This is a genomic window from Rhodococcus sp. D-6 (genome assembly GCF_040256695.1).
Taxonomy (GTDB): domain Bacteria; phylum Actinomycetota; class Actinomycetes; order Mycobacteriales; family Mycobacteriaceae; genus Rhodococcus; species Rhodococcus pyridinivorans.
Window position 1 is genome coordinate 1,524,138 of record NZ_CP132970.1, and the last position, 23,760, is coordinate 1,547,897.

The 23,760-nt window shown below is 66.7% G+C and carries 20 protein-coding genes and 1 pseudogene; 8 read left to right on the top strand and 13 right to left on the bottom strand.

Translation table 11 applies throughout. The features are described from left to right. Window positions 1–35: 35 nt before the first annotated feature. Window positions 36–299, bottom strand: a complete 264-nt coding sequence (locus RBB84_RS07210; protein ID WP_033096671.1) for a membrane protein — start codon at window positions 297–299, stop codon at window positions 36–38. Between the two features lie 193 nt (window positions 300–492). On the opposite strand from RBB84_RS07210, the gene RBB84_RS07215 reads away from it, so the two are divergent. The 3 genes from RBB84_RS07215 (at window position 493) to RBB84_RS07225 (ending at window position 2,671) form a co-directional block, all read left to right on the top strand. Further along, entirely contained in the window at window positions 493–1,866 is a 1,374-nt protein-coding gene (locus RBB84_RS07215) for a cytochrome P450 (protein WP_064255580.1), read from the top strand. Between the two features lie 62 nt (window positions 1,867–1,928). Continuing rightward, the gene (locus RBB84_RS07220; RefSeq protein WP_024100882.1) at window positions 1,929–2,405 is read left to right on the top strand and encodes an SRPBCC family protein; all 477 of its coding nucleotides are present in this window, start codon (window positions 1,929–1,931) and stop codon (window positions 2,403–2,405) included. A gap of 98 nt (window positions 2,406–2,503) precedes the next feature. Next, window positions 2,504–2,671, top strand: a complete 168-nt coding sequence (locus RBB84_RS07225) for a hypothetical protein (protein ID WP_156666045.1) — start codon at window positions 2,504–2,506, stop codon at window positions 2,669–2,671. Window positions 2,672–2,722: 51 nt separating this feature from the next. On the opposite strand, the gene RBB84_RS07230 is transcribed toward RBB84_RS07225, so the two are convergent. The 5 genes from RBB84_RS07230 to RBB84_RS07250 form a co-directional block, all read right to left on the bottom strand. Next, window positions 2,723–2,884, bottom strand: coding sequence for a hypothetical protein (locus RBB84_RS07230; RefSeq protein ID WP_156666046.1), 162 nt, complete (start codon window positions 2,882–2,884; stop codon window positions 2,723–2,725). 347 nt (window positions 2,885–3,231) lie between these two features. Then, a complete protein-coding gene (locus RBB84_RS07235) occupies window positions 3,232–4,719 on the bottom strand; it encodes an NAD-dependent succinate-semialdehyde dehydrogenase (RefSeq protein ID WP_064255582.1) in 1,488 nt (495 codons plus the stop codon). Further along, window positions 4,716–7,724 carry an FAD-binding and (Fe-S)-binding domain-containing protein gene (locus tag RBB84_RS07240; protein WP_231911937.1) on the bottom strand — a complete coding sequence of 1,003 codons (3,009 nt, stop codon included), beginning with the start codon at window positions 7,722–7,724 and terminating at the stop codon, window positions 4,716–4,718. Before RBB84_RS07240 ends, RBB84_RS07235 begins: the two co-directional genes overlap by 4 nt. Window positions 7,725–7,997: 273 nt before the next feature. After that, on the bottom strand, window positions 7,998–9,476 hold the full coding sequence (locus RBB84_RS07245; RefSeq protein WP_064255583.1) for an aldehyde dehydrogenase family protein: 1,479 nt from the start codon (window positions 9,474–9,476) through the stop codon (window positions 7,998–8,000). A gap of 399 nt (window positions 9,477–9,875) precedes the next feature. Beyond that, the gene (locus RBB84_RS07250; RefSeq protein WP_231911938.1) at window positions 9,876–10,793 is read right to left on the bottom strand and encodes a LysR substrate-binding domain-containing protein; all 918 of its coding nucleotides are present in this window, start codon (window positions 10,791–10,793) and stop codon (window positions 9,876–9,878) included. An 87-nt stretch (window positions 10,794–10,880) separates the two neighbouring features. On the opposite strand from RBB84_RS07250, the gene mqo reads away from it, so the two are divergent. Further along, window positions 10,881–12,386 carry a malate dehydrogenase (quinone) gene (gene mqo / locus RBB84_RS07255; RefSeq protein WP_350247327.1) on the top strand — a complete coding sequence of 502 codons (1,506 nt, stop codon included), beginning with the start codon at window positions 10,881–10,883 and terminating at the stop codon, window positions 12,384–12,386. Between the two features lie 9 nt (window positions 12,387–12,395). On the opposite strand, the gene RBB84_RS07260 is transcribed toward mqo, so the two are convergent. Next, on the bottom strand, window positions 12,396–13,472 hold the full coding sequence (locus tag RBB84_RS07260) for an alkene reductase (RefSeq protein ID WP_064255585.1): 1,077 nt from the start codon (window positions 13,470–13,472) through the stop codon (window positions 12,396–12,398). Window positions 13,473–13,553: 81 nt separating this feature from the next. Further along, window positions 13,554–14,516, bottom strand: a complete 963-nt coding sequence (locus RBB84_RS07265; RefSeq protein ID WP_064255691.1) for a YafY family protein — start codon at window positions 14,514–14,516, stop codon at window positions 13,554–13,556. 100 nt (window positions 14,517–14,616) lie between these two features. Here RBB84_RS07265 and RBB84_RS07270 point away from each other — a divergent pair, with 100 nt between their 5' ends. Then, window positions 14,617–15,165, top strand: coding sequence for a DinB family protein (locus tag RBB84_RS07270; RefSeq protein ID WP_197481784.1), 549 nt, complete (start codon window positions 14,617–14,619; stop codon window positions 15,163–15,165). Between the two features lie 289 nt (window positions 15,166–15,454). On the opposite strand, the gene RBB84_RS07275 is transcribed toward RBB84_RS07270, so the two are convergent. The 4 genes from RBB84_RS07275 to RBB84_RS07290 all read right to left on the bottom strand — a co-directional run bounded on the left by RBB84_RS07275 (window position 15,455) and on the right by RBB84_RS07290 (window position 19,621). Beyond that, window positions 15,455–16,918: an Hsp70 family protein gene (locus RBB84_RS07275; RefSeq protein WP_064255587.1), complete on the bottom strand. Its 1,464-nt coding sequence runs from the start codon at window positions 16,916–16,918 to the stop codon at window positions 15,455–15,457. A 124-nt stretch (window positions 16,919–17,042) separates the two neighbouring features. Next, window positions 17,043–17,246 carry a zinc-ribbon domain-containing protein gene (locus RBB84_RS07280; protein WP_064255692.1) on the bottom strand — a complete coding sequence of 68 codons (204 nt, stop codon included), beginning with the start codon at window positions 17,244–17,246 and terminating at the stop codon, window positions 17,043–17,045. 133 nt (window positions 17,247–17,379) lie between these two features. After that, entirely contained in the window at window positions 17,380–18,786 is a 1,407-nt protein-coding gene (locus tag RBB84_RS07285; RefSeq protein WP_231911939.1) for a cytochrome P450, read from the bottom strand. Window positions 18,787–18,850: 64 nt separating this feature from the next. Continuing rightward, the gene (locus tag RBB84_RS07290) at window positions 18,851–19,621 is read right to left on the bottom strand and encodes a hypothetical protein (RefSeq protein ID WP_064255589.1); all 771 of its coding nucleotides are present in this window, start codon (window positions 19,619–19,621) and stop codon (window positions 18,851–18,853) included. 152 nt (window positions 19,622–19,773) lie between these two features. Here RBB84_RS07290 and RBB84_RS07295 point away from each other — a divergent pair, with 152 nt between their 5' ends. Then, window positions 19,774–19,965 carry a hypothetical protein gene (locus RBB84_RS07295; protein WP_082920955.1) on the top strand — a complete coding sequence of 64 codons (192 nt, stop codon included), beginning with the start codon at window positions 19,774–19,776 and terminating at the stop codon, window positions 19,963–19,965. On the opposite strand, the pseudogene RBB84_RS07300 reads toward RBB84_RS07295, so the two are convergent. Next, a pseudogene (locus RBB84_RS07300) lies at window positions 19,948–20,424 on the bottom strand (DUF2470 domain-containing protein); the annotation flags it as partial. The gene RBB84_RS07295 and the pseudogene RBB84_RS07300 overlap by 18 nt on opposite strands. 52 nt (window positions 20,425–20,476) lie before the next feature. Between RBB84_RS07300 and RBB84_RS07305 the strand changes: the two are divergent. Then, window positions 20,477–20,926 (top strand): cupin domain-containing protein, encoded by a 450-nt coding sequence (locus RBB84_RS07305; protein ID WP_064061039.1) that lies wholly within the window; start codon window positions 20,477–20,479, stop codon window positions 20,924–20,926. A gap of 568 nt (window positions 20,927–21,494) precedes the next feature. Beyond that, window positions 21,495–23,753, top strand: a complete 2,259-nt coding sequence (locus RBB84_RS07310) for an NADP-dependent isocitrate dehydrogenase (protein WP_024100900.1) — start codon at window positions 21,495–21,497, stop codon at window positions 23,751–23,753. Window positions 23,754–23,760: the final 7 nt, after the last annotated feature.

The following is a 23,760-nucleotide window of genomic DNA, read 5'->3' on the forward strand; positions in this document are numbered from 1 at the left end:
CGGGCATCGTCTCTCGTCGCGGGATACCGATAGCGCTAGGCCTGACGCGACCGGGACTTCCAGGCCGACCAGGCAGCGGTCACGATGATCGCGCCGGCGAGGGGGCCGATGATCCCGCTGGGGCGTAATTCGAGTCCGTCACCTGCGAGAAGGCTGATGAGCAGACCGCCGATGAACGAACCCCCGACGCCCGCGACCAACGCGAGAGTCCAGTCGATCCCGGTCCCGGACCTGCCCACGACGAGCTGTGCCACCGCGCCGACGAGCAGCCCGAACAGAATAATCCCGATGATCAACATTGCGCGAGTACAAGTGGACATCCTCACGCGGACACCGCTTTACGTCTCGAGAGTGCAATTCGAGATCCGGTCTTCCCGCGGGTCAAACTGTTGTTACATGCGAGCCTGCCCTTCGAGTTCAGCAAGGTTGCGGTTGCGCAATGACTCGGTAGTGGGTCTGGTGTGACCGTCCGAGGCGGACCACACTCGGAGAATGGCCAGGACAAGCGCACAGGCCCAGGATTTTCCGATTGCGCCCGACGTGCCGATGCATTTGATCGACCGCATCCGGGCACTCCGACATCTCGATACCGGTCCCGAGAAATTCCGTGATGCAGGCGGGCCGGTCACCCTCGTACATATCGGTCCTGCCCGGTGGGCGCCGACCTTCGCTATCGTCACCTCACCGCAGGGCGCCCACGATGTTCTCGGCGGTTCCGACGGTTCCTTCGACAAGGAAATGACCGTCCACGTCGAGGGACGGGTGTGGGTCGGCGACAATCTCTTCAATCTTCCTCACGATTCGTGGGTGCCGCACCGTCGTGCGTTGCAGCCTTTGTTCACCAAGAAGCACGTAGCGGTCTACGCCGACCGGATCGCCGAGGTCGCCGACACGATGGCGGCAGAGTGGAGCGAGGGCGGGTCGATCGATCTCGACACCGAAACCCGGCGACTCACCCTGCGTGTCCTTGGCCGGTCACTCTTCGGAACGGATCTCAGCGAGAGATCCGAAGCTGTCGGAGTTCCACTCGGACAGGTGGTGCAATTCGTGGGACGACGTGCCCTGCAACCGATACGAACCCCGACATGGCTGCCGACACGTGCCCGTCATCGTTTCCGTGTTTCGTTGGCTGTTGTCACCGAAACGCTCAACGAGGCGATGGACGCCGCGCGGAGCGGTGCTGGCAATGGCGCCGAATTGATCAAGCTGTTCTTCGAGCTCACCGATCCGGTCACTGGCAGAGCGTTCAGCGACGAGAAGATCCGTGACGAGTTGCTCGCGTTTCTCTTCGCGGGTCACGACACCACCGCGACCACTCTCGCCTACAGCTTGTGGCAGCTCGGCCGCAATCGCGAGATGCAGGAGCGGGTGGCGCGGGAGGCTGCAGCCATCGGAGACCGCATGTTGCGCGCGAGCGATATCGGGGATCTGCCCTACACCGTCCAGATAGTCCATGAGTCACTGAGGATGTGTCCGCCCGCAGCGACGGCCGCGCGAATGGCAATGCGCGACGTGGAGGTCGACGGTTACCGTATCCCTGCCGGGACGAATACGATCGTCGGCACCTACGCGCTCCACCATGATCCGTCGCTCTGGGACGAGCCCGAGAAATTCGACCCGGATCGGTTCGCCCCCGGGCGATCGGTAGAGAGGTCGCGGTGGCAGTATCTGCCGTTCGGTGGTGGCCCACGCACCTGCATCGGAGATCATTTCGCCATGCTCGAAGCAATCCTGGGCCTCGCCAGTGTGGTGCGAAAACTCGAGGTGGAATCCCTTCACGACGATTTTCCGGTGAAGACGCCGTTCACCTTGGTCGCGGCCGGACCCGTGCCCGCGCGTGTGGGGACCAGAGCCGTCACTGCGTAGTCGTCGGCAAGGGCAGGCGGGCAGGCAGGTGCGTCGCGCCGCACTGATCGGGACAGGGCAGGATGGTGGCCATGCAGACCACACCCCTGACCTTCGAGTCCTCCGTCGTCGTTTCCGCCACCCCCGACGAGGTGTACGCCCTCGTCTCCGACGTCACCCGCACGGGTGAATGGTCGCCCGTCTGCGCGGAGTGCTGGTGGGACGAAGGGCAGGGCCCCGAGGTCGGTTCCTTCTTCACCGGCCGGAACGTCACCCCCGAACGCACCTGGGAGGCCCGGTCGAAGGTCGTCGTCGCCTCCCCGGGCCGCGAATTCGCATGGTCGGTCGGCCCGGGCCTCGTGCGCTGGAGCTACGTCATCAAGCCCGCGGACGCCGGCACGGAACTCACGGAGACCTGGGAGTTCACCGAAGCCGGGCAGAAATTCTTCCACGAGAAGTTGGGGGCGGAGGCACCTGCCCGGATCGCCGCGCGGGAGCAGGCCGCCCGCAGCGGAATTCCGGCGACCCTGGACGCGATCAAGCGCATCATCGAGGGCTGACCCGGGACGCTCGTCGATCATCGAGGGATCGCCGGGCGCTTCCTTGCCGAGGGGCGAACGGTGAACACCGCGACCTTCGGGTGCACCAGGCTCGGTACGTGGTGGGCGCAGTGTCGTGCGCTGTCGTGCGCTGCGAGGCCGGGATCGGATTCGAGGGGTCGGCTGCGACACGTAGCAGCCTGATCGCCGAAGTGCGGGTCACCGAGGAACTCCCCACCGGCGGACTTGGTGTCGGCCTGGGCATCCAGAAGGCCGATTCGCGCTAGGAGGCCCTGCGCGATCTGATCGACGAGGTGCTCCGCGTCGACGATGCCGGCTCACCGATCGCGGCGTTGATCTCCGGCCTCGACGTCGCCTACGACCTCGGTGAGGGACACCCGCTGCTGGGACGACGCATGCCGGATCTCGACGTCATTGCCGAGGAGAAGCCGGTTCGAGTGTTCGGGCTCGCCCACTTCTGCTGCAATCCGACGGTCCACCAATCGATTCCGGGCATCGTCCTGAATGCGTCGACCTCGTGTGGGCGCGTTACGACGCCGCTTGGGGATTGTCGTTGCTCGGTGAGGGGGACGCGCCGTCGGCTGTGCTCGTGCGCACCGACGGGCACGTGGCATGGGTGGGGGCTCGACGGACGGTCTCGACGCCGCGCTCGCGAAGTGGTGCGGCACTGCGGCCGACCGAGCAGGAACCGTTGCGTGAACAGGTGATTCCTGAGCTACGCGGGTAGGCCGTACCGACCTTGCGCTGAACCGGGCTTCGCGCGCGTTGCAGTTGCGTCGAAACACGGTTCGGCGCGCACGGATCGGCGGCGCAGTGAGACCATGCGTCACCGACGAGGAACAGCGACGTACTTGACCTCGAGGAACTCGTCGATACCGATGGTGCTTCCCTCACGTCCGAGACCCGATGCCTTGATGCCGCCGAACGGTGCCGCGGGGTTGGACACGATGCCGGTGTTCAGCCCGACCATGCCGACCTCGAGCGCTTCGCTGACACGGAAACTGCGGTCGACATCCTGGGTGAAGATGTATCCGGCCAGTCCCCAGGGCGTGTTGTTGGCGATCTCGACGACCTCGTCCTCGGTATCGAAGACGACGATGGACGCGACCGGCCCGAAGATCTCCTCGCTCATCAACGCGGCGTCCTTCGACACGTCGGCGAGGACGGTGGGTGGGTAGAAGTAGCCGGGTCCCTCGGGCCGGCTGCCGCCACACACCACGCGCGCTCCACGTTCGACGGCATCGGCGACGAGACGTTCCACCTTCGTCAGAGCCTTCTCCTCGACCAGCGGACCGACTTGGGTGCCCTCGACCAGGCCGTCCCCGACGGCGAGGGCATCCATACGGGCAGCGAGCTTCTCGGCGAACCGATCGGCGACCGCGCGGTGCACGAAGATGCGGTTCGCGGCGGTGCAGGCCTCACCCATGTTGCGCATCTTCGCGGCGAGCGCGCCGTCTACGGCCCGGTCGAGATCGGCGTCCTCGAATACGATGAGCGGGGCATTTCCGCCCAGCTCCATCGAGCTGCGCATCACGTGCTGGGATGCCTGTTCGAGCAGCCGGATGCCCACCGCGGTCGAACCGGTGAAACTGATCTTGCGTGCGATACCGCTGGACATCCAGGTCGAGACGACCTCCCCGGGTGCGGTGGTGGGCACGACGTTCAGCACACCCTTGGGCACACCGGCCTCGACGAGCACGTCGACCAGGGCCAGCGAGGTCAACGGCGTCAGCTCCGAGGGTTTGAAGACGATGGTGCATCCGGCTGCGATGGCGGGTCCGATCTTGCGGGTACCCATGGCGAGCGGGAAGTTCCACGGCGTGACGAGGACGCACGGTCCCACCGGCTCCTTGGACACCAGGATGCGGGTCGCGCCGTCGCCGGTGCTGGTCACATCGCCGCCGATGCGGACGGCTTCCTCGGAGAACCACCGGAAGAACTCCGCGGCGTAGGCGACCTCGCCCTTCGCCTCGGCGAAGGGTTTGCCCATCTCGGTGGTCATGATGGTCGCGAACTCGTCCTGCCGCTCCAGGATGAGATCGTAGGCCCGGCGAAGGATCACGCTGCGTTCGCGCGGAGCGGTCTTCGCCCAGTGCTTCTGCACGCGAGCACAGGTCTCGACGGCACGCCGGGCGTCGTCGGCGTTGCCGTTCGCGACGGTCGCGATGACCTCCTCGGTCGCCGGGGCGACGACCTCGAATCGTTCGCCGGTGGTCGACTCGACCCACTCACCGTCGATGAACAATTCTGTGCTGACGCGGGACACTGCGTCGGAGACGCCCACCCGTGTCCCGACGATCGTTGCATCGGTCATGCGCTTTCCTCCTCGGAGATGGCGTTGTTCATCGACATTCGTGGCCCGGGGTCGAGAAGTTCTGCGAGATGTTGCCCCGGGGCGGACACGTCGATCTGCGCAACCTGCATCGCGCATGAGAAGCCGTCGGTGACCACCGCGGAGTCGTCGTCGGCCGCGCGCAGTGCCGGGGCGAGGGAGGTCTCGGCGACCTTCATGCTGATGTCGTGGTGTTGTTTCTCGAATCCGAAGTTTCCTGCCACGCCGCAGCATCCGACTGCGTCGCGGACGTCGTCGACTCCCGCTGCGGTCAGGATCCGGCGATGGCTTCCGGCGCCGAACACGGAGTACTCGTGGCAATGGGTCTGCAGCACTATCTCGTTCGGTAGCGGTTGTGCAGGGGCGGGTGTCCAGCCGTTGCGCACCATAGTGTCCAGATAGGACGCGAAGCTGTGGACCCGTGCGGCGACGCGACGCGCAGCCTCGGTGGGCACCAGCTCGGGCAGGTCCTTGCGCAGGGCGGCGGCGCAACTCGGCTCGACGACGACGATCGGCCGGTCGGTGCCGTCGTCCAGTGTGCGGGCGGCGTGGGAGAGCTTCTTCTTCGCGGTGTCGAGCTGGCCGGTGGAGATCCACGTCAGTCCGCAGCACGCGTCTGCGGAGCAGCTCATCACCTGCTGATCCGCCGAGGCGAGCACGCGGGCGGCGGCACCGGCGACCTCCGGCCGCAACCCGCGAGTGAAGGTGTCGACGAACAGCACCACCGGCGTCGAACCGGACCGGCCACGTAGTGCGTCGCGCACGGCCTTCTTCCAGGCCCGCCGGGAGGCGAAGGGCGGAAATACCCGGTCGGGGGAAATGCCGCCGAGTGCGGTGGCGCGCTTGGCGAGAGAAGTGCGCAGGACCGCGTTGACCAGCGGTGCTGCCAACCCCGTGAGGCGGAGCCAGCGTGGCAGCCACCCCAGCGAATAGTGCGACACCGGTCGTCGTGTGCCGTCGTAGTAGTGCGAGAAGAACTCGGATTTGTAGGTGGCCATGTCGACGCCGGCCGGGCAGTCGGTCGAGCAGGCCTTGCACGACAGGCACAGATCGAGTGCCTCACGCACTTCCTCGGATTTCCACCCTTGCTCGATTGTGCGGGCGCCGCGCACCATCTCCTGCAGGACCCGGGCCCGGCCCCGAGTGGAGTCCTTCTCGTCGCGGGTCGCGCGGTAGCTCGGGCACATCACGCCACCGGAGTCGGCCCGGCATCGTCCGACGCCGATGCAGCCCTGGACGGCGTGCACCCACGGGGCGGGGGTGTGTTGCGGCCGCGCGCCGTCGGGACGGACCGCCTCGATCGGGTGCAGGTCGTAGTGGGTACGCCAGGTGCGTTCGGGAACGTCCGCCAACGCCAGATCGTCATCGATCCGCGCCGGGTCGGTCAGCGATCCCGGGTTCAGGATGCCTTGCGGGTCCCAGATCGTGCGGAAGGCGCGGAATGCGCTCATCATCCGCGCGGAGTACATTACCGGCAGCAGTTCCGAGCGGGCACGGCCGTCGCCGTGTTCTCCGGAGAGCGATCCGCCGTGACGGACCACCAGCCGCGCGGCCTCGTGCGTGAACTCGCGGAAGACCTGCCGGCCTTCCTCGGTGCGCAGGTCGTAGGTGATGCGGATGTGCATGCAGCCGGCGCCGAAGTGCCCGTACATCACGCCCTGCAGACCGTGCCGGTCGAGCAGTGCGCGGAAGTCCTGGAGGTAATCGGCGAGGTTCTCCGGCGCGACAGCGGAATCCTCCCAGCCCGGCCAGGATTCGCCGCCGGATGCCAGGCGGGAGGACAGTCCGGCGCCGTCCTCGCGCACCCGCCACAGGGAAGCACGCTCGGTGGTGTCGGCCGCGAGGCGGCCGTCGACGAGGCGGCCGTTCCGGCGAAGTTTGTCGAGCAGTGCGTCGGCGGCCGCGGCCACGGAGTCCGGGTCGTCACCGTCCAGGTCGACGTAGAGCCAGGCGTTTCCCACCGGGAGTCCGAGGACGGAGTTCTCGCCCCGACGCAGCCGCATGGTCTCGACGATCGCCGCGTCGACACCCTCGACTGCCGCAGGCGAGAACTCCAGGATGGTTCCGATGTCGCGGGCCGCGTCGACGACATCGTCGTAGCCGAGGCAGACCAGCAACGCGCTGGACGGGCGGGGAACCAACTCGACGCGGGCACCGACGATCACCGCGCAGGTTCCCTCGGATCCGACGAGCGCACGGGCGACGTCGAACCGCTTCTCCGGCAACAGATGATCGAGGTGGTAACCCGAGACCTGCCGTTGGATCCTCCCGAGTTCGGTGCGGAACTCGAACAGGTGCTCGCCTGCCAGCGCGGTGAGCTCGGCGTCGAGCTGCTGCGCGCGCGCCGCAGCGGCCGCGTCGTCGGGATCGGTGGCACGCAGACCTTGCTGCGCCGCGGTGAGCCGGAACCCGTCGGCGGTGACGATGTCGATCTCGTGGACGTGATCGGACATGCGGCCGTAGCGCACCGAGTGGTTGCCGCAGGCGTCGTTGCCCAGCGCGCCACCGACCGTGGCCCGGTTCTTCGACGAGGGATCGGGGGCGAAGGTCATCCGGCCTGAGGACGCGTCCTCGGACGCCCGCGTGAGGGTCGCGAGCACGACGCCCGGTTCGACGTCGGCGAGACCGGCCGTGTCGTCGATGTCGAGAATGCGGTTCATGTGCCGGGAGAAGTCGACGATCACACCGGGGCCGACGGCATTGCCCGCCATCGAGGTCCCGCCCCCTCGGCTGACCAACGGAATCCCGGTGTCGCCGCAGACGGTCACCACCGCCACGACGTCGTCCACCGACCGAGGAAAGACCACGGCCGAAGGTGGCACCCGGTAGTTGGAGGCGTCGTAGGAGTACTCGGCCCGTCGACGCGTGGAGGTGTCGACCGGGACGCCCAGTGTCCGGAGTCTGTCGGCGAGGACGCGAATCCGGACGTCCTCGTCCGTGCAGGAGACGCTGGGGCGCTGTCCTATGTTGAGCTGGTCGTCGTTCATCGCGTGCGCCGCGTCAGGATCGGGGACCGCAGAGAATATGGGCGCGTCGGTTCGGGAACTCCATCGGCCGCCTCCGGGTTTGTAGGATTGTCAACAATCCTGCCATGAACAGAGCCTACAAAGAGGAGGCAGCGAACGCAACGGCACGCCGGTCCGGGCGTTCTCACCGTCAACCGAGGAGGCTTCTGTGACAGCTTGCCGTCTGCACCCCGAGGCTGGGCAGGGTGCAGACGGCAGAATGCTGTATCGGAGTCGGAGGGCGCTGCGGCGTGCCTACACCAGCCGAGTCACGCCGATGGTGTGATCTGTGGTGAACTCCTCGATCGCCCACGCGCCGTTGAATCGTCCGAGACCGGAGTTGCGTTCGCCACCGAATGCCACGTGTGCCTCGTCCTGAACGGTCATCTCGTTGATGAACGTCATGCCCGCCTCGACCCGATGCGCGAATTGCAGTCCCCGGTCGATATTCTGCGTGAACACCGCGCTGGACAGACCGAATTCGTGGTCGTTGGCCAGTTCGAGGGCGTGTGCTTCGTCATCGGCGCGTAGGACCGCGACCATCGGGCCGAAGATCTCCTCGCGGGCGATCTCCATATCGGACGTGACGTCGACGAACACGTGCGGAGGCACGACCCGGCCGTCGATCTCCCCACCGAGCGCAACGCGTGCTCCGGCGTCCCGGGCCTGCTCGATCTTCTCCTCGAGGCCCTTCAACTGCGAATCGTTGACGACGGGCCCGACCAAAGTGCCGTCTGCGGACGGATCGCCGTAGGACACGGCCTGCGCGGCTCGGGTGAACCGATCGAGGAAATCGTCGTACACCGGCGCCTGCACGATGATGCGATTCACGGCCATGCAGATCTGTCCGGAATGCAGGAACGACCCGGTCACCGCTGCCTCGACGGCCGCGTCGAGATCGGCGTCGTCGAGGACCACCAGGGGTGCGTTGCCGCCCAATTCGAGTGCCACCTTCTTGAGGTGCTTACCGCCGGTGGCGACCGCACCGACCTGCTTGCCGACCGGTGTCGAGCCGGTGAAGGAGATCAACCGCGGGACGGGATGCTCGACGAAAGCATCGCCGATCTCAGAACCGGAGCCGATCACCACCGACAACACTCCCGCCGGAAGGCCTGCTTCCTCGAAGATCCGCGCGATCAACAGGCCGCCGGTCACCGGAGTGTCCGAGGCCGGCTTGATCACCACGGCATTGCCCAACGCCAACGCCGGTGCCACCGATCGCTGTGACAGGTGCAGCGGGAAATTCCACGGGCTGATCACCCCGACCACTCCGATGGGCTTGCGGTACACCCGCATCTCACGGTTCGGGGTGTTCGAATCGAAGATCGATCCGTGGACCCGGGACGGGAACGACGCCGCCTCCTGAGTGATGCCGATGGCCAGGGAGACTTCGGTATCGGCCTTGATCCGCGTCGAGCCGGACTCGGCGACCAGCCAGTCGATGATCTCGGCTCGGCGTTGTTCGAGGATCTGCGCGGCGCGACGCAGGACCGCGGCGCGGTCGGCGGGACCGGTCGCTGCCCACTCGGTCTGTGCTGCCCGGGCGGAGGTGTAGGCGGCGTCGACGTCCTGGGCGGAAGCGAGGCGGATCGTGGCGACCACGCTGTCGTCGAACGGGTTGGTGTCGGTCAGGACGCGGTCGGAGCGTCCCTCGCGCCACTGCCCATCGATGAACTGGGAGGCGACCGGTTGCCCGGCGAACGTGGCACTGGAACCGAGATCTGTTGCTGTCATGGAGAACTCCTCGACGGTAGGTAGGTCAGAGAAAGGCGACGACGGGCTCGGGGGTCGATGTGTCTGCCGAATCGTCGAATGTGGTGTCGATCTGCCCGAGCGGATCGGTCTTCACCGGCCGACCGAACGGGAACCGCCCCAGCGCCGGCCGGAGCACGTCGCAGATCGTTACCGGCTCCTGCCCGGATGGCGCAGATCGAACATGTTTTACAGTGCGCCGCCTTGCTGGTGGTAGGCAGCGGCGTCGGGTACCACTGTTTGCGGGCGATCGCATCTGTGTGGCATACCCCGCCGGCGACCATTCGAACCCGGACTTGCGTCTTGTCGGGACCGGCGACGCAGGAGATGGCGCACGGCTCGCGAAGCTGTGCGCCATGTCTTGCGTTCGATGGACGATACCTACGAATCGAGCCGGCGACCGTCGAATCTATCGGCGTGCCCGGCGATGTGAGCGTGCAGTCGCGCGACCGCCGGGGACGGCGTCCTCGTCCCGGTCGTCAATCCGATGGTGCGATTCGCGATTCCGGCGACCGGCACGGTGACGATTCCGGGCACAGGCGTTTCCGAGCGAGGCAGCAGTGCGACACCGAGGCCCTGGGCGACCAATGCCCGGATCGTTTCGAACTCGCTGATCTCGAACGCGATGTACGGTTCGAATCCTGCTTCGTCGCAAGCTGATTCGAGTTCTCTGCGGATGTGATAGTCGGGTGGGCTGGCGATGAAGTGATCGTCCGCGAGATCGCGCAGGTCGAGGCGGGCACGGCCGGCGAGTCGATGGCTGCTCGGGAGGTGGAGCAACAGTCGCTGTTGCGCGAGCACGGTGACCGGCAGATCCTCCGGTGGAGGGATGATGACGGCGAGATCGAGCCGGCCGTCGCGAACCATCTCCGCGAGCTCTTCACCGTGTGCCTGGACCAGATGCAACCGGACGCCGGGGGCCAGTCGGTGGAACTCGGCCAGCAACGACGGGATGCTCACCGGCCCGAGGGTGAGCGGGAACCCGAAGCGGACGACGCCGTGGTCGGGATCGGCGTGCTCACGCACCGTGGTGATCGCACCGTCGAGTTCGCGGACCAGATGCCGGGTGCGTTCGTGCAACTCCCTCCCGGCAGTCGTCAGCACGACCCCTCGCCCGGACTGCTGGAACAACGCCACACCCACTGCCTTCTCGAGTGCCCGGATGCGGCGACTGACGGAAGACTGGGGAACGTCGAGCAGATCCGCCGCGCGCGTGATGTGACCTTCGCGCGCCGCGGCGTCGAAGGCGACGAGCAGCGGGGCGACCATTGCGGTCTCGGGCGTCACATACCAATCCACATCTGCATGGTACTGCCTGCAAGAGCTCATTGGACGGATGAATCGGAAGGGGGCACGCTGAAGGTCGACAACGGCGAAAGCAGGTGAATGATGGTGGATCGGAGGCATTCTGCCGACGGAGCACAGTACGGCGACCAGGAGTACGACGCCGTCCTGATCGGCGGCGGCATCATGTCGGCAACACTGGGTGCACTGCTGACACGCCTCGAACCCGATCGGTCGATCCTCGTCCTGGAACGACTCGACGAGGTCGCGGCCGAGAGCAGCGCCCCATGGAACAACGCGGGCACCGGCCACGCAGGTCTGTGCGAACTGAACTACATGCCCGATCCCGCGGATTCGACCCGGGCCGAGGAGATCGGCGGACAGTTCCGGATCTCACGGCAGTTCTGGGAGTCCCTCGACGACCCGGACGAGGCGACGTTCGTGAACGTGACACCGCATATGAACGTCGTCTTCGGCGAACGCGATGTGGACTATCTGCGACAGCGGCACGCCACCCTGCAACGCTCGCCGCTGTTCTCGGCCATGGAGTACAGCGAGGACCCCGACACGATCGCGCGGTGGGCACCGCTGGTGATGACCGGTCGCTCGGGCTCCGAACCGGTCGCCGCCACGCGCTACGAGGCGGGCACCGACGTCGACTTCGGTGCCCTGACACACCGACTGCTGTCGGACGCGCGTCGTCGTGGCGTCGAGCTTCGTACCGGACACGAGGTCACACGACTGCGCCGCGCCGCCAACGGGCGGTGGACCGTCTCCGGGCACACGAAGACGGGACGGTTCTCGGTCCGATCCCGGTTCGTGTTCGTCGGCGCCGGCGGGTACGCCCTGAAACTCTTGCAGAAGGCCCGGATCCCGGAGGTGCGAGGTTTCGCCGTCTTTCCCATCGGCGCGCAGTTCCTGCGCACCGGCGAGCCCGACGTGGTGTCCCAGCATGCAGCGAAGGTCTACAGCCAGGCCGAGGTGGGAGCACCACCGATGTCGGTGCCGCATCTCGACAAGCGGGTCGTCGACGGCCGCGAGTGGTTGATGTTCGGGCCGTACGCCACGTTCAGCACGAGATTGCTCACACGCGGCCGGCTCACCGATCTGTTCACCACCCTGCGCCTGCACAACATCGCCCCGTTGGTGGCGGTGGGCCTGCAGAATCTGTCGCTGGTGCGCTATCTCGTCGGCCAGCTGCTCGCGTCCCGCGCGCGGAAGTTCCGGCAGCTGCAGCGATTCTGTCCCGAGGCGCGGGAGTCCGACTGGGAGTCGATCGACGCGGGGCAACGAGCTCAGCTCGTCAAACCCGATCGTCGCAGGGTCGGGGTCCTGACCTTCGGCACCGAGGTCGTGGCGAGCGCGGACGGCAGCAGCGCCGGGTTGCTCGGGGCGTCGCCCGGCGCTTCGATCGCTCCGTCGGCGATGGTCGAGCTGCTGAGCACGTGTTTCCCGGATGATGTGGCGCGCTGGCGGCCGGTGCTCGAACGGATGATGCCCGACCTGTCTCGGGAGACCGAAACGACCTCGCGCGCCGAACCGAGGCTCGCCCGCGCTACAGCAGCGGCGAGAAACGGTTCGGCGCGCAAGGATCCGAGCGCCTCGTAGGGCTTACGCTCAGACGGTCTGCAGGAACGGGTAGTCGGTGTACCCCTCGGCTCCGGACGCATAGAACAGCTCCGGACGCGGTGCGTTCTCCGGCTGCCCGTCCCGCCAGCGCTCGACCAGGTCGGGATTGGCGATCAGCGCGCGGCCGACGGCCACGGCGTCGGCGTGCGAATCGTCGATCAGCTGCACGGCCTCGTCACGCGTAGTCGGCGAGCCGAAACCGCTGTTGGCGATCACCTTGCCGCCGAAACGCTTCCGGAGCTCCTGCGCCAGATCTCCGGTCGGCTCCTTGTGAAGGACCGACAGATACGCCAGGCCCAGGGGCTGCAGGGCGTCGACCAGAGCGCCGTAGACAGCACGCACATCGTCGCGATCGGTCTCGACTGCGTCCTGGATGTTGTGCTCGGGAGAGATCCGCAACCCGACACGTCCGGCGCCGACTGCCGCCGACACGGCCTTCACGACTTCGACGACGAGGCGGATCCGGTTCTCCACCGAACCGCCGTACTCGTCGTCCCGCACATTCGATGCGGGGGAGAGGAATTCGTGCAACAGGTAGCCGTTGGCGCTGTGGACCTCGACGCCGTCGAATCCGGCATCGATCGCGCGGCGAGCCGAGGCGACGAAATCATCGACGACGGACGGGATCTCGTCGATGGTCAGCGCGTGCGGCGCAGGGTAGGGCTGCTTGCCCTGCTCGGTGTGCACCTGGCCGTCGATGGCGATCGCGCTCGGCCCGACGACACGCCGGCCACCGTTGACGTCGGGATGCGTGACGCGGCCGCCGTGCATCAACTGCAGCACGACGCGTCCGTCGCGCTCGTGCACGGCATCCGCGACGCGACGCCAGCCGGCGACCTGCTCGTCGGTGACGATGCCGGGCTGACCGACGAAGGCCTGCGATTCGAAGTTCACATAGGTTCCCTCGGTGATGATCAGGCCGGCACTCGCCCGCTGACGGTAGTGCTCGACGATCAGGTCTCCGGGTACACCGGCCGAACCACCACGCAGGCGGGTCAGCGGGGCCATGACGATGCGGTTCGCGAGTTCGAGGTCTCCGAGGGCTACGGGTGTGAACAGATCCATGGGTGGCGCAACCACCCCCACTCCCGACGGCATTCCGATGCCCGGCCGATTGTGGGATGTGTCATAGCGCCGGATGGATGGTCACTTCGAGTGTTCGTCGGCGGTGACCAGCCGATTCGACCAGTTCTCCAGGTACTCGACGAACTCCGGTGGCGCCGCGCCGAGCAGCCGCCCACCGGACATACCCACGGCGAATACCGCCCAGTCCATGCTGTCGGCGTCCACCTCGATCCGGCACCGTTCGGAGTCGATCGCGATCACCTCGGCCCACTGACCGATCCGGCGGCGCACCTCGTGCTCCGACGCCTCCAGTTCGGCGCTGACCTTCACCTGGGAGCGGCTGCGGATGCCGCGTTCGACGAAGGCCGCGGCGTCGCCGCCGGGCAGCTCGCGTTGTCGGAAACGCATCCCGGTGGCCGTGGTCTCGGCCATGCGGTCGAGCCGGAAGCTGCGCCAGTCACTGCGGTCGAGGTCGTAGCCGACGAGATACCAGCGTCGCCCGAGGGAGACGAGCTGCCGGGGTTCGACGCGCCGGCCCGTCGCGGTGCCGTCGGCGGCGGTGTACTCGAAGACGATGCGTTCGTCGTCGCGGCAGGCACGCGCGACGGTGACGAGTTGCTGCGAATCGGTCGCGCGGGTCGCCCAGGGGATGTCGGCGGAGACCGTCGCCGCATCGATCGCCTCCACCTGGCGTCGCAGCCGCGGCGGCATCACCTGGATGACCTTGGCCAGCGCGCGCACGGAGATCTCGGCGATCCCGGTGATCGAGGTCTGGGCCGCGGTGAGTAGGCCGACCGCGAGGGCGACCGCTTCGTCGTCGTCGAGAGCCAGCGGTGGCAACGACGCGCCCGGCGCGAGCTGATACCCACCGCCGACCCCGCGATCGGACCGCACCGGATATCCGAGATCGCGGAGCCGTTCGATGTCGCGGCGCAGGGTGCGCAACGAGACGCCCATCCGGTCGGCGAGTTCGGCGCCGAGCCAGTAGCGGTGGGTCTGCAACAGCGACAGAAGCCGCAGGATGCGGGAGCTCGTGTCGGACATGACCTCATTCTTCCGCACCTGCCGACCTATAAGTGACAGGAACTGGCACCAATGGCTCGTAGCGTAGATCTTGCCGGATCACGACGACGAGGAGTACCCGATGACCGAGACCACCACCACCCGGAACGCCACCCCGACCCTCGACCAGGAACGCCGCGATCTGCTGTCGAGCCTCGCCCACGCGCGGCACTTCCTGCGGTTCACGGCCCGCGATCTCACCACCGAACAGGCGTCGCAGCGAACGACGGTGAGCAACTTGACGATCGGTGGTCTCATCAAGCACGTCACCGAGGTCGAGCGGGGTTGGGCGGATTTCCTCGTGGTCGGAGCCGACTACATGGAGAAGGATTTCACCGAGTGGACCGAAGAGGATTTCGCCGAACGCGACAAGGACTTCCAGCTGCAGCCCGGTGAGACCCTCGAAGGTGCGCTGCGCGCTTATGACGAGGTGGCGGCCCGAACCGACGAGTTGGTGCGCACGCTGCCGTCGCTGGACGTCGTCCACGAACTCCCCAAGGCCCCCTGGAACATCGAGGACGCCTGGTCGGTGCGTCGCGCGCTGCTGCACATCGTCGCCGAGACGACGCAGCACGCCGGCCACGCCGACATCATCCGCGAGTCCCTCGACGGATCGAAGTCGATGGGATGAACCGGAGGTCGCGGTACGCGATCGGGGCCAGGGCGTGGGCATCGGCCGCGTCGGCGAGTGCCCCCAGCGCCTCGAAGGTCTCCGCGGCCACGGTCGGTCCCCGGCCGTCCGCCTCCGCGGAAGCGGATCCTGCCGCCCGCGTCGCCGGTTCGCACCGGACCCGAGACGAACCGGTTCCATATCGCGCGACTGATTCCTAGTCCGCGGGTGGCCCGGTGGTGGCAGCGACTGCTGCCTCATCCGGAACCTGAGACGGCGCGCCGCACCGCGGCGGTCTGCGGCTGATTGATCAGAACCCGGGAATGCTGGGCAGCTGCGGGAGCTGGATCTGCGGAGGCGGCGGCAGCTCGAACTGGGGGAGCCCGGGGACCATCGGGGCCGGCTCCGGTTCGAGTGACGGCACCGAGGTGTCGGCTGCCGCATCGTCCTGCGCGCCGGTGGTGATGGGGACCTGCGCGGAGGTCTCCGCCGTCGTCTGCGGCCGGTAGGTGCTGCGGGTCTCGCTGCGATCGATGGCCGTCGACTGCTCGTCCGACACTGCCGGGACGGTTTCCGGCGCGGGCGATGCGTCCGTGGTGGTCGTGGGCGGCGGTTCCGCTGCCGGTTGCGCCGGTGGCTCCTGCGTCTCCTGGTGCGTGGAGGTGGGCTGCGGATCGCGACCGGAATTCTGCAGCAGGTCGACACCGAGGCCGATCGCCGCTGCGACGACGACGGCACCACCGGCGAGCAGGAAGCGTCGACGGTTCCGCGGCTGCGCGGGCGTCTCGGTCTCCTGCCGGATGTCGGGGGCAGCGAAGCTTGCGGTCGGTGCGTCCGGCGCGACCAGATGCGGGGCGAACTGTGCGGTCTCGGTGAACTTCGTCGGCGCAGCGAACTCCGCCATCTCGACGACCTTCGCAGTGTCCGGGCGGGCGAGGAGCGCCGCGCCTTCCGCCGCCACGAGTTCGGGCTGCGAGGGCACGATCACCGGAATGTCGAGCCACGACTCCATCACGGCGGTGACCAGTGGAATGTTCGCTCCGCCTCCGATGAGCACCGCAGCGTCGGGAGTGCGTCCCGAGCGGCGGATGACGTCGAGGGTGAGGCGGGCCGAGGCCTTCACAGGTCCGTCGATGAGCGAATCGAAGCTGGCCTGCGAGAGCAGTAGCAGACCCCCCTCGCCGGGCATGCACACCGCGTCCTTCGAGGACAGCTGCTCCTTCGCGTCGCGGCACCGGGCGGTGAGGGCCCGCTGCGCCGCCATGTCGGCCGGCTGGGCGAAGCGCTGCAGTTCGACGTGGTGGTCGTAGATCAGGTGGTCGACGAGGTCGCCGCTGATCCGGTCCGAGCGTGCCGTGCTCAATGCGATGCGGGTGCCCCGATCGACGACGGTGACGGTGAGGCCCGAGCTGCCGAGGTCGTAGAACACGAGTGTTTCGTGGTCGTCGAGATCTCCTGTGGTTTCCAGCATTTCGAGCGCGGCGGTCACTTCCGGGACGAGCTGGAAGTTGTCGATGTCCAGGCGGCTCATCGCGCCCTGGACGAAATCGGCCTGCGTCTCGTTCTGGTAGGCGACGCCGATGGCGCGCACCTGCTCGATCTCGTCGGTCTCGGCGAGCATCGTCTCGATGGACTCCGCGGCCAGCTCGGCCGGCCGGTCGAGCAGGGCGGGCATCGAGTGGGATCCGAAGACGGGGCTGTCGAGGCTCCCGGTGTCACGTCGCGCAAAGCGCACCGCGCTGGCACCGACCGAGACACCGAGAACTGTAGTCACGACGCCGACTATAACGGTTCGGTCACGGTCTGCACGCCGGAGGCGGGCGGTGCCTGGATGACGGCACGTCTCCGAACGGCAGCCGAGGACGTTCGTGGCCTTCGCCGATCCCGACTGACCGGGCTCACATCTCCACGGCGGTACCGCAGATCCCGCACTGCTCCAACTGTCGGCGGCCCCACCGCGCGACCGGCACGAAGAACAGCGTGAACTGCTTGGACTCCCGGATCCGGAGCCACTGCGTGGTGTTGTGGCAGCGCGAACACGTCCGGTTCTGCCCTGGACCGAGATTCTGTCGCTTGGTGCCGAAGCCGAAGAGAAGGAACATCGTCCGAGCATAGAGCGATGACGTGTGGTCCTTCAGTGCATGATCGGAAGGATCGCCGTGCTCGTCGCCACCGATCGGCCAGCCTCTGTCGACGACCCGACCGCCGTCCCTCTTGCCGGGGCGACGCGACGGATCAGGCGGGGGAGAGCCGCACCCGTAGGTCACGGGGCTTCAATGTGATCGCCTCGTGAACGTCGAGTTCGTAGCCCGGTTCCGGAGCGAAGTCGTATCGCCGGATCAGCGACGCGAGCGTGAGCACCGCCTCGTGCAGCGCGAACTGCCGACCGATACAGGCCCGGATGCCGGTGCCCCACGGTTTGAAGATGTGCGCCGGCCGTTTGCGCACGGCCGCGGGCTCGAACCGGTCCGGGTCGAACCGCTCGGGATCGTCGCCCCACAGCGGGTCGCGGTGCAGTTGCGGCAACAGCACGAACACCCACGAACCCTTCGGCAGCGTCCGTCCGCCGAGGGTGGTCTCACCGCGTACCTTGCGGAAATAACCCGGGGCGGCCGGCCACAACCGCAGCGTCTCGTCCACCACCCGCCGCACATACCGCAGCTTGGCGACCTGCTCGTACCCGATCCGGCCGTCGGCACCGACGACCTCGGCGATCTCGGCCCGCGCCTTCGCCACCACCTCGGGATGTCGGCTCAGGAAATGGACCGCGAACCCCAGGGTGGCCGCGGTGGTCTCGTTACCCGCGACCAGGAAGGTCAGCACCTGATTGCGGATCGATTCACGGTCGAGCTGCTCGCCGGTGTCGGGATCGACGGTGTGCATCATCAGGTCCAGCAGATCGCCGTGCTGCTCGCCGGAGCGCATCCGCTCCTCGACGATGCGATCGACCGTCTCCTGCATCAGCGCGATGTCGTGTTCATGCTGCTCCCTGGCACTGCGGCCGAACAGTGTCCGGAGGATGGGGATGTCGTTCGACGAACGGTTGATGTACTCGAGCGCCCGGCTCATCGCCGCGATGAACGGATCGGGTTCGGTGCGGCCGAACGAGTCGAAGTCGTAGCTGAAGCCGCACCGGCCGATGACGTCGAAGGTCAGCGACGTCATGCTCTTCGGCACGTCCACATACTCGCCGTCGGCCGCTGCGCTGTCCCAGCTGTCGACCAGTCGGTCGACGACGGTGAGCATCGAGTCGTGATAGCCACGCATCGCGGCCTGGCTGAAGCCAGGCCCGAGGATGTTGTGGGCTTTGCTCCAGTTCGGTTCGGAGTTGAACGCGGTGAACAGTCCGTCGCCGGCGATGACGCGAAGCTTGCGCAGCGGCTTGCCGAGGAACTTCGCCCACTTCTCCTCGTCGTTGACCTCGCGCACCAGATCGGCGCCCGAGACCACGATCAACCGGTGCTGCAGGATCTTGCGTTCGAAGATCCCACCGAGTTCCTGTGCCATCTGCATCTCACGCTGAACCGGCTTGGCCACGTCGATGCTGAGCAGATCACCCACCAGCGGAAGTCTCCATCGCGGCTGTGGAATCGGCTGCGCGCCGGTCGTCATGGTGATGCTCGTCGTAGTCGGTGACCCCATTCTGCGAGTGTGCATCAGCCTCCACGGGACGATTCGGGCGGCCTCACCGCGACGCCCAAGAGGATCAGAACAATCGCGGAGTCGCGTGCGACCCGTCCCGGGCTTCGCAGATTCGGGCGTGCCACCGGTCGACGAGCCACATCTCGACCATCTCCGGACGCGTGGCGATCAACGACGCCCACATGTTGAGGAGTTCGAGGTACCGGTGATAGCGCCGCAGCGTGAAGTCGGCGACCGACGGATCCTCGAGCCACCCTTCGTGGATGAGCGTCGACACCGCGTGCTGATCGAGAAGTTGCGCCGGGCCCGCCTCGGTCCGCACCTCGACCGCCCACAGATAGGTCGCCAGGAGCGATACGCCGACGCCGGGGGTGTCCGGCCATCCGGACCAGGTCTGCCGCGCGGTGTCGGGTAGCGACTTGGTCTTCGCGCAGTAGTCGAGGACTCCCTTGATCTTGGTGAACCGGTGCCGGTCCTTCGGGGCGTGTGCGTCGCGGACGTCCGGAAAACGTCGGGCACCGCGTCGTCGCGGATGTGCGCTGCGCCAGGCCGCGCACAGGAACAACAGCCCCAGACCGGCGTGGTCGGCTTCGATCAGTTCACTGTCGAGGCGGAGGTCGTTGCGTTGGACGATCGCGTCGCCGTCGTCGATGATCCGTCCGTCGAGATTCCGTCCCCGGAGGCGGATATCGTGCCCGGTCCGTTCGAGGTGGCTGTTCCACCATTTGAGGTCGACAGTTACGCCCTCGTCGAGCACCTGCAGGTCGAACGAGCGTGCCCGGCACCACTCGGAGCACGCTTGCGGAGGCTCGAACCCCTGGTCGTACGGATGCATTCTGTGGACATTGCCACGAGTGGGCGGCGATTCCCGGGCAGGACACGCGTGTGGGGCCGACCTGTTCCCCGCCTGTAGCAGCACGTGGGCCGCCACGACCGTCCGAGGATATCGGTAGACCGGAACGACGCGGCGAAGAGAGCGTGAACCGCATGAGACCCTTCGCTGTCACCGACGCCCTCGCGCTCGCCGCCCGGCACGACCTGCACCTGTCGGCCCACGGCGTCACGGTGAACGAGGCGGGACTCGACTACCGTGACGCCCTCGCCGCCGACGTCGATGCAGACGGACGTGTCCACGACGGTCTGGCGGTGCGCCGCGCGAGCCAAAACAACTGTCGCTGAGCGCAATTCGTAGTCGGAGTCGGGCGGTGACAGATAGCGGGCATGCGTCATGGCTCGCCCACGCGGCGTGGTGACATCGAGGTCGAGGCCGTATCGGTCGGCTCCGACACAGGTTGCCGCCGTCGCATCCGGGAACCCGCCGAGCTTCCGGGCCATCGCCAGCAGCGCGTCGGCGTGATCGTCGTTGAAATGCGCGATCGCACGAGCTGCCGACGGGGTCACAGAATCCGGCAATGCTTCGGCATAGTCCTCGGCGGTGGCCGGATCCATCCGCCCGTACCCACCGACCCAGCGCACGCGCCGAACCCGAAGAACCCAGAGCGTGAAGTCGGTGAAATCGATGTACACGCGGGTCCCGGGGACAGCGGACAGGTGAGCTTCGCGCGCGGCGGCCAGTTCCTCGCCTTCGGGCCGCTCGACGTACCCGGCGACAGTGACGCGGGTGCAGGCGAGCGGGTCGCAATGCGAGCTGTCCTGCAGCAGTGTCGTGTAGACGGTAGCGTCCGTGCGCATGAAGCGCTCTGTGCAGGGTGTACTCGCGGCGACGGCATGTGCAGTAGCGGTGGCGATACCCGGGTGGGCCTACGCCACTCCGAGCGAGGGCATCTCAGGGGTGACATGGGTGGACATCGAGGTGCCACCGGGACTGCTGCCGTTCGTACCCGACGGCGTGCACGCCGTGGCCCGGGAGATCACCATCGAACCGGGCGGTAGCACCGGTTGGCACTATCACGATGGTCCCGTGCTCGGCATCGTGCGGGCCGGCACCTTGACGCATCCTGAAGGAGACTGCGAGCCTGTCATGTTCGAGACCGGCGATTTCATCAACGAGCCCTCAGGTCCGGACCATCTGCACGTCGGTCGCAATCTCGGCACGGAACCGGTGATCCTCGACGTGGTGTACCTCGTGCCGATCGGGTCGCCGCTGTTCGAGGATGTTCCCGCGCCCGCCTGCGATTGATGTCGGAGTAGTGGCGGGCTCCTGTCGGTAAACGCTCGGGTCGAGTCGTCGGCGAGAAATGTGAAGTACTTCATCGGGACGCAGGCGTGCGGTTCCCTCTCGGGTCCGCGGTCGTCTCCCCCAAGCAACGATCGACGAACCTCGATTCTCGACGGAACGATCGTCCCCGCCGACAGCATCTTCCGGCGTCGGCATTCGAGCCGCGATCGGACGGACGAGGGATCGCAGTCCGGTTCGACAACGGAATCGCTTGTGACAGTAGTCTTCCCACTGCTTGTGAAGACTTCTTTCCTGACGGCGATGCTGTGCGCCGGTCGCACCCGCGTTACGACAGGTCGAGGGGCCATCGAAGCGGTGGCTCGCAGGACTGCGGCGTTCTCGGTCGCGAGCGGACATGAGGTCGACGGTTGGGCGCCCGAGGGGCCGTCGAAGCCTGTCGGCGGAGTTCGAGTTACCGGCGAGTAAATGTCGTTCTCGAGTTCTCGCACGTAGCCTGATACCCGATGCAATCCCGCACGCGGAGCATTTCGTGAGGCGGACCGGACCGACGTAGGGAGTCGAGACAAGAATGAGCGCCGACAAGCAGTCGACCATTATCTATACGTTGACCGACGAGGCGCCGTTGCTTGCGACCTACGCCTTCCTGCCGATCGTGCGTACCTTCGCTGGAGCCGCGGGCATCGAGGTCGAGACCAGCGACATCTCGGTGCCGGCGCGGATCCTGGCCGAGTTCCCCGAGCACCTCACGGAAGAGCAGCGCGTCCCGGACAACCTGGCCGAGCTGGGTCGTCTGACGCAACTGCCCGAGACCAACATCATCAAGCTGCCCAACATCAGTGCGTCCGTGCCGCAGCTCCTGGCTGCCATCAAGGAACTGCAGAGTAAGGGCTACCAGGTCCCGGATTTCCCGGACGCCCCGAAGACGGACGAAGAGCGTGCCATCCGGGAGCGCTACGGCAAGATTCTCGGCAGTGCGGTCAACCCTGTCCTGCGTGAAGGCAACTCCGATCGGCGCGCACCCCGGGCGGTGAAGGAGTACGCCCGTAAACACCCGCACAGCATGGGCGAGTGGTCGATGGCCTCACGCAGCCACGTCGCGCACATGCGGCACGGCGACTTCTACCACGGCGAGAAGTCGATGACGCTGGACCGGGCGCGCAAGGTCCGGATGGAGCTGGTCACCAAGGATGGCGAGACGATCGTCCTCAAGCCCGAAGTGGAGCTGGGTGAGGGCGACATCATGGACAGCATGTTCATGAGCAAGAAGGCGTTGCTCGAGTTCTACGAGGAGCAGATGGAGGATGCGCGCAAGACGGGCGTGATGTTCTCCCTTCACGTCAAGGCGACGATGATGAAGGTCTCGCACCCCATTGTCTTCGGCCACGCGGTGAAGACCTTCTACAAGGACGCCTTCGCCAAGCATCAGAAGCTGTTCGACGAATTGGGCGTCAACGTCAACAACGGTCTCGGCGACCTGTACGACAAGATCGAGACGCTGCCCAGTACGCAGCGCGACGAAATCAAGCAGGACCTGCACAACTGCCATGAGCACCGTCCCGAATTGGCCATGGTCGATTCCGCACGCGGCATCTCCAACTTCCATTCCCCCAGCGATGTCATCGTGGATGCCTCGATGCCCGCAATGATTCGCTCGGGCGGCAAGATGTACGGCGCCGACGGACGACCCAAGGACGTCAAGGCGGTCATGCCGGAGTCCACTTTCGCGCGCATCTACCAGGAGATCATCAACTTCTGTAAGACCAACGGCGCGTTCGACCCGACGACCATGGGTACCGTTCCCAACGTCGGTCTCATGGCGCAGAAGGCCGAGGAGTACGGCTCGCACGACAAGACCTTCGAAGTTCCGGAGGCGGGCGAGGCCAACTTCGTCGATGCCGAGACCGGTGAGGTGCTGCTCACCCAGCACGTCGAGGCGGGTGACATCTGGCGCATGTGCACCGTCAAGGACGCGCCGATCCGCGACTGGGTCAAGCTCGCGGTCACCCGGGCACGCAACTCCGGTATGCCGGTCCTGTTCTGGCTCGACCCGTACCGCCCCCACGAGAACGAGTTGATCAAGAAGGTCGAGCTGTACCTGCAGGATCATGACACCGATGGCCTCGACATCCACATCATGTCGCAGGTGCGCTCGATGCGGTACACGCTGGAGCGGCTGAACCGCGGAATGGACACCATCGCCGCGACCGGCAACATCCTGCGTGACTACCTCACCGACCTGTTCCCCATCCTCGAGCTCGGTACGAGCGCCAAGATGCTGTCGATCGTGCCGCTGATGGCGGGTGGCGGCCTCTACGAGACGGGCGCCGGCGGGTCGGCGCCCAAGCACGTCAAGCAGTTGGTGGAGGAGAACCACCTGCGCTGGGATTCGCTCGGTGAGTTCCTGGCGTTGGCCGTAAGCCTGGAGGACCTCGGCATCAAGACCGGCAACGAGCGCGCCAAGATCGTGGCGAACGCGCTCGATGCAGCGACCGGCAAGCTGCTGGAGACGAACAAGAGCCCGTCGCGCAAGGTCGGCGAGCTCGACAACCGGGGCAGCCAGTTCTACCTCGCGATGTACTGGGCACAGGAGCTTGCCGCGCAGACCGAGGATCCGGAACTCGCAGAACAGTTCGCCCCGCTGGCCGAGGCACTGGCCAGGGACGAGGACACGATCGTGCGAGAGTTGAACGAGGTGCAGGGCGCGCCGGTCGACATCGGCGGCTACTACCGGCCGGACAGGGACAAGACCGTGGCCGTGATGCGGCCGAGTCGGACCTTGATCACCGCGCTGACGGCAGTCGACCCTGAGGCCGGAAACGCACCGTGACAGGTAG

Bases quoted from the DNA above. Each gene is read 5' to 3' on its own strand.
- RBB84_RS07210 (WP_033096671.1), bottom strand. From the start codon at position 299: ATGTTGATCATCGGGATTATTCTGTTCGGGCTGCTCGTCGGCGCGGTG.
- RBB84_RS07215 (WP_064255580.1), top strand. From the start codon at position 493: ATGGCCAGGACAAGCGCACAGGCCCAGGATTTTCCGATTGCGCCCGAC.
- RBB84_RS07220 (WP_024100882.1), top strand. From the start codon at position 1,929: ATGGTGGCCATGCAGACCACACCCCTGACCTTCGAGTCCTCCGTCGTC.
- RBB84_RS07235 (WP_064255582.1), bottom strand. From the start codon at position 4,719: ATGACCGATGCAACGATCGTCGGGACACGGGTGGGCGTCTCCGACGCA.
- RBB84_RS07240 (WP_231911937.1), bottom strand. From the start codon at position 7,724: ATGAACGACGACCAGCTCAACATAGGACAGCGCCCCAGCGTCTCCTGC.
- RBB84_RS07245 (WP_064255583.1), bottom strand. From the start codon at position 9,476: ATGACAGCAACAGATCTCGGTTCCAGTGCCACGTTCGCCGGGCAACCG.
- mqo (WP_350247327.1), top strand. From the start codon at position 10,881: ATGATGGTGGATCGGAGGCATTCTGCCGACGGAGCACAGTACGGCGAC.
- RBB84_RS07260 (WP_064255585.1), bottom strand. From the start codon at position 13,472: ATGGATCTGTTCACACCCGTAGCCCTCGGAGACCTCGAACTCGCGAAC.
- RBB84_RS07265 (WP_064255691.1), bottom strand. From the start codon at position 14,516: ATGTCCGACACGAGCTCCCGCATCCTGCGGCTTCTGTCGCTGTTGCAG.
- RBB84_RS07270 (WP_197481784.1), top strand. From the start codon at position 14,617: ATGACCGAGACCACCACCACCCGGAACGCCACCCCGACCCTCGACCAG.
- RBB84_RS07280 (WP_064255692.1), bottom strand. From the start codon at position 17,246: ATGTTCCTTCTCTTCGGCTTCGGCACCAAGCGACAGAATCTCGGTCCA.
- RBB84_RS07285 (WP_231911939.1), bottom strand. From the start codon at position 18,786: ATGGGGTCACCGACTACGACGAGCATCACCATGACGACCGGCGCGCAG.
- RBB84_RS07290 (WP_064255589.1), bottom strand. From the start codon at position 19,621: ATGCATCCGTACGACCAGGGGTTCGAGCCTCCGCAAGCGTGCTCCGAG.
- RBB84_RS07295 (WP_082920955.1), top strand. From the start codon at position 19,774: ATGAGACCCTTCGCTGTCACCGACGCCCTCGCGCTCGCCGCCCGGCAC.
- RBB84_RS07305 (WP_064061039.1), top strand. From the start codon at position 20,477: ATGAAGCGCTCTGTGCAGGGTGTACTCGCGGCGACGGCATGTGCAGTA.
- RBB84_RS07310 (WP_024100900.1), top strand. From the start codon at position 21,495: ATGAGCGCCGACAAGCAGTCGACCATTATCTATACGTTGACCGACGAG.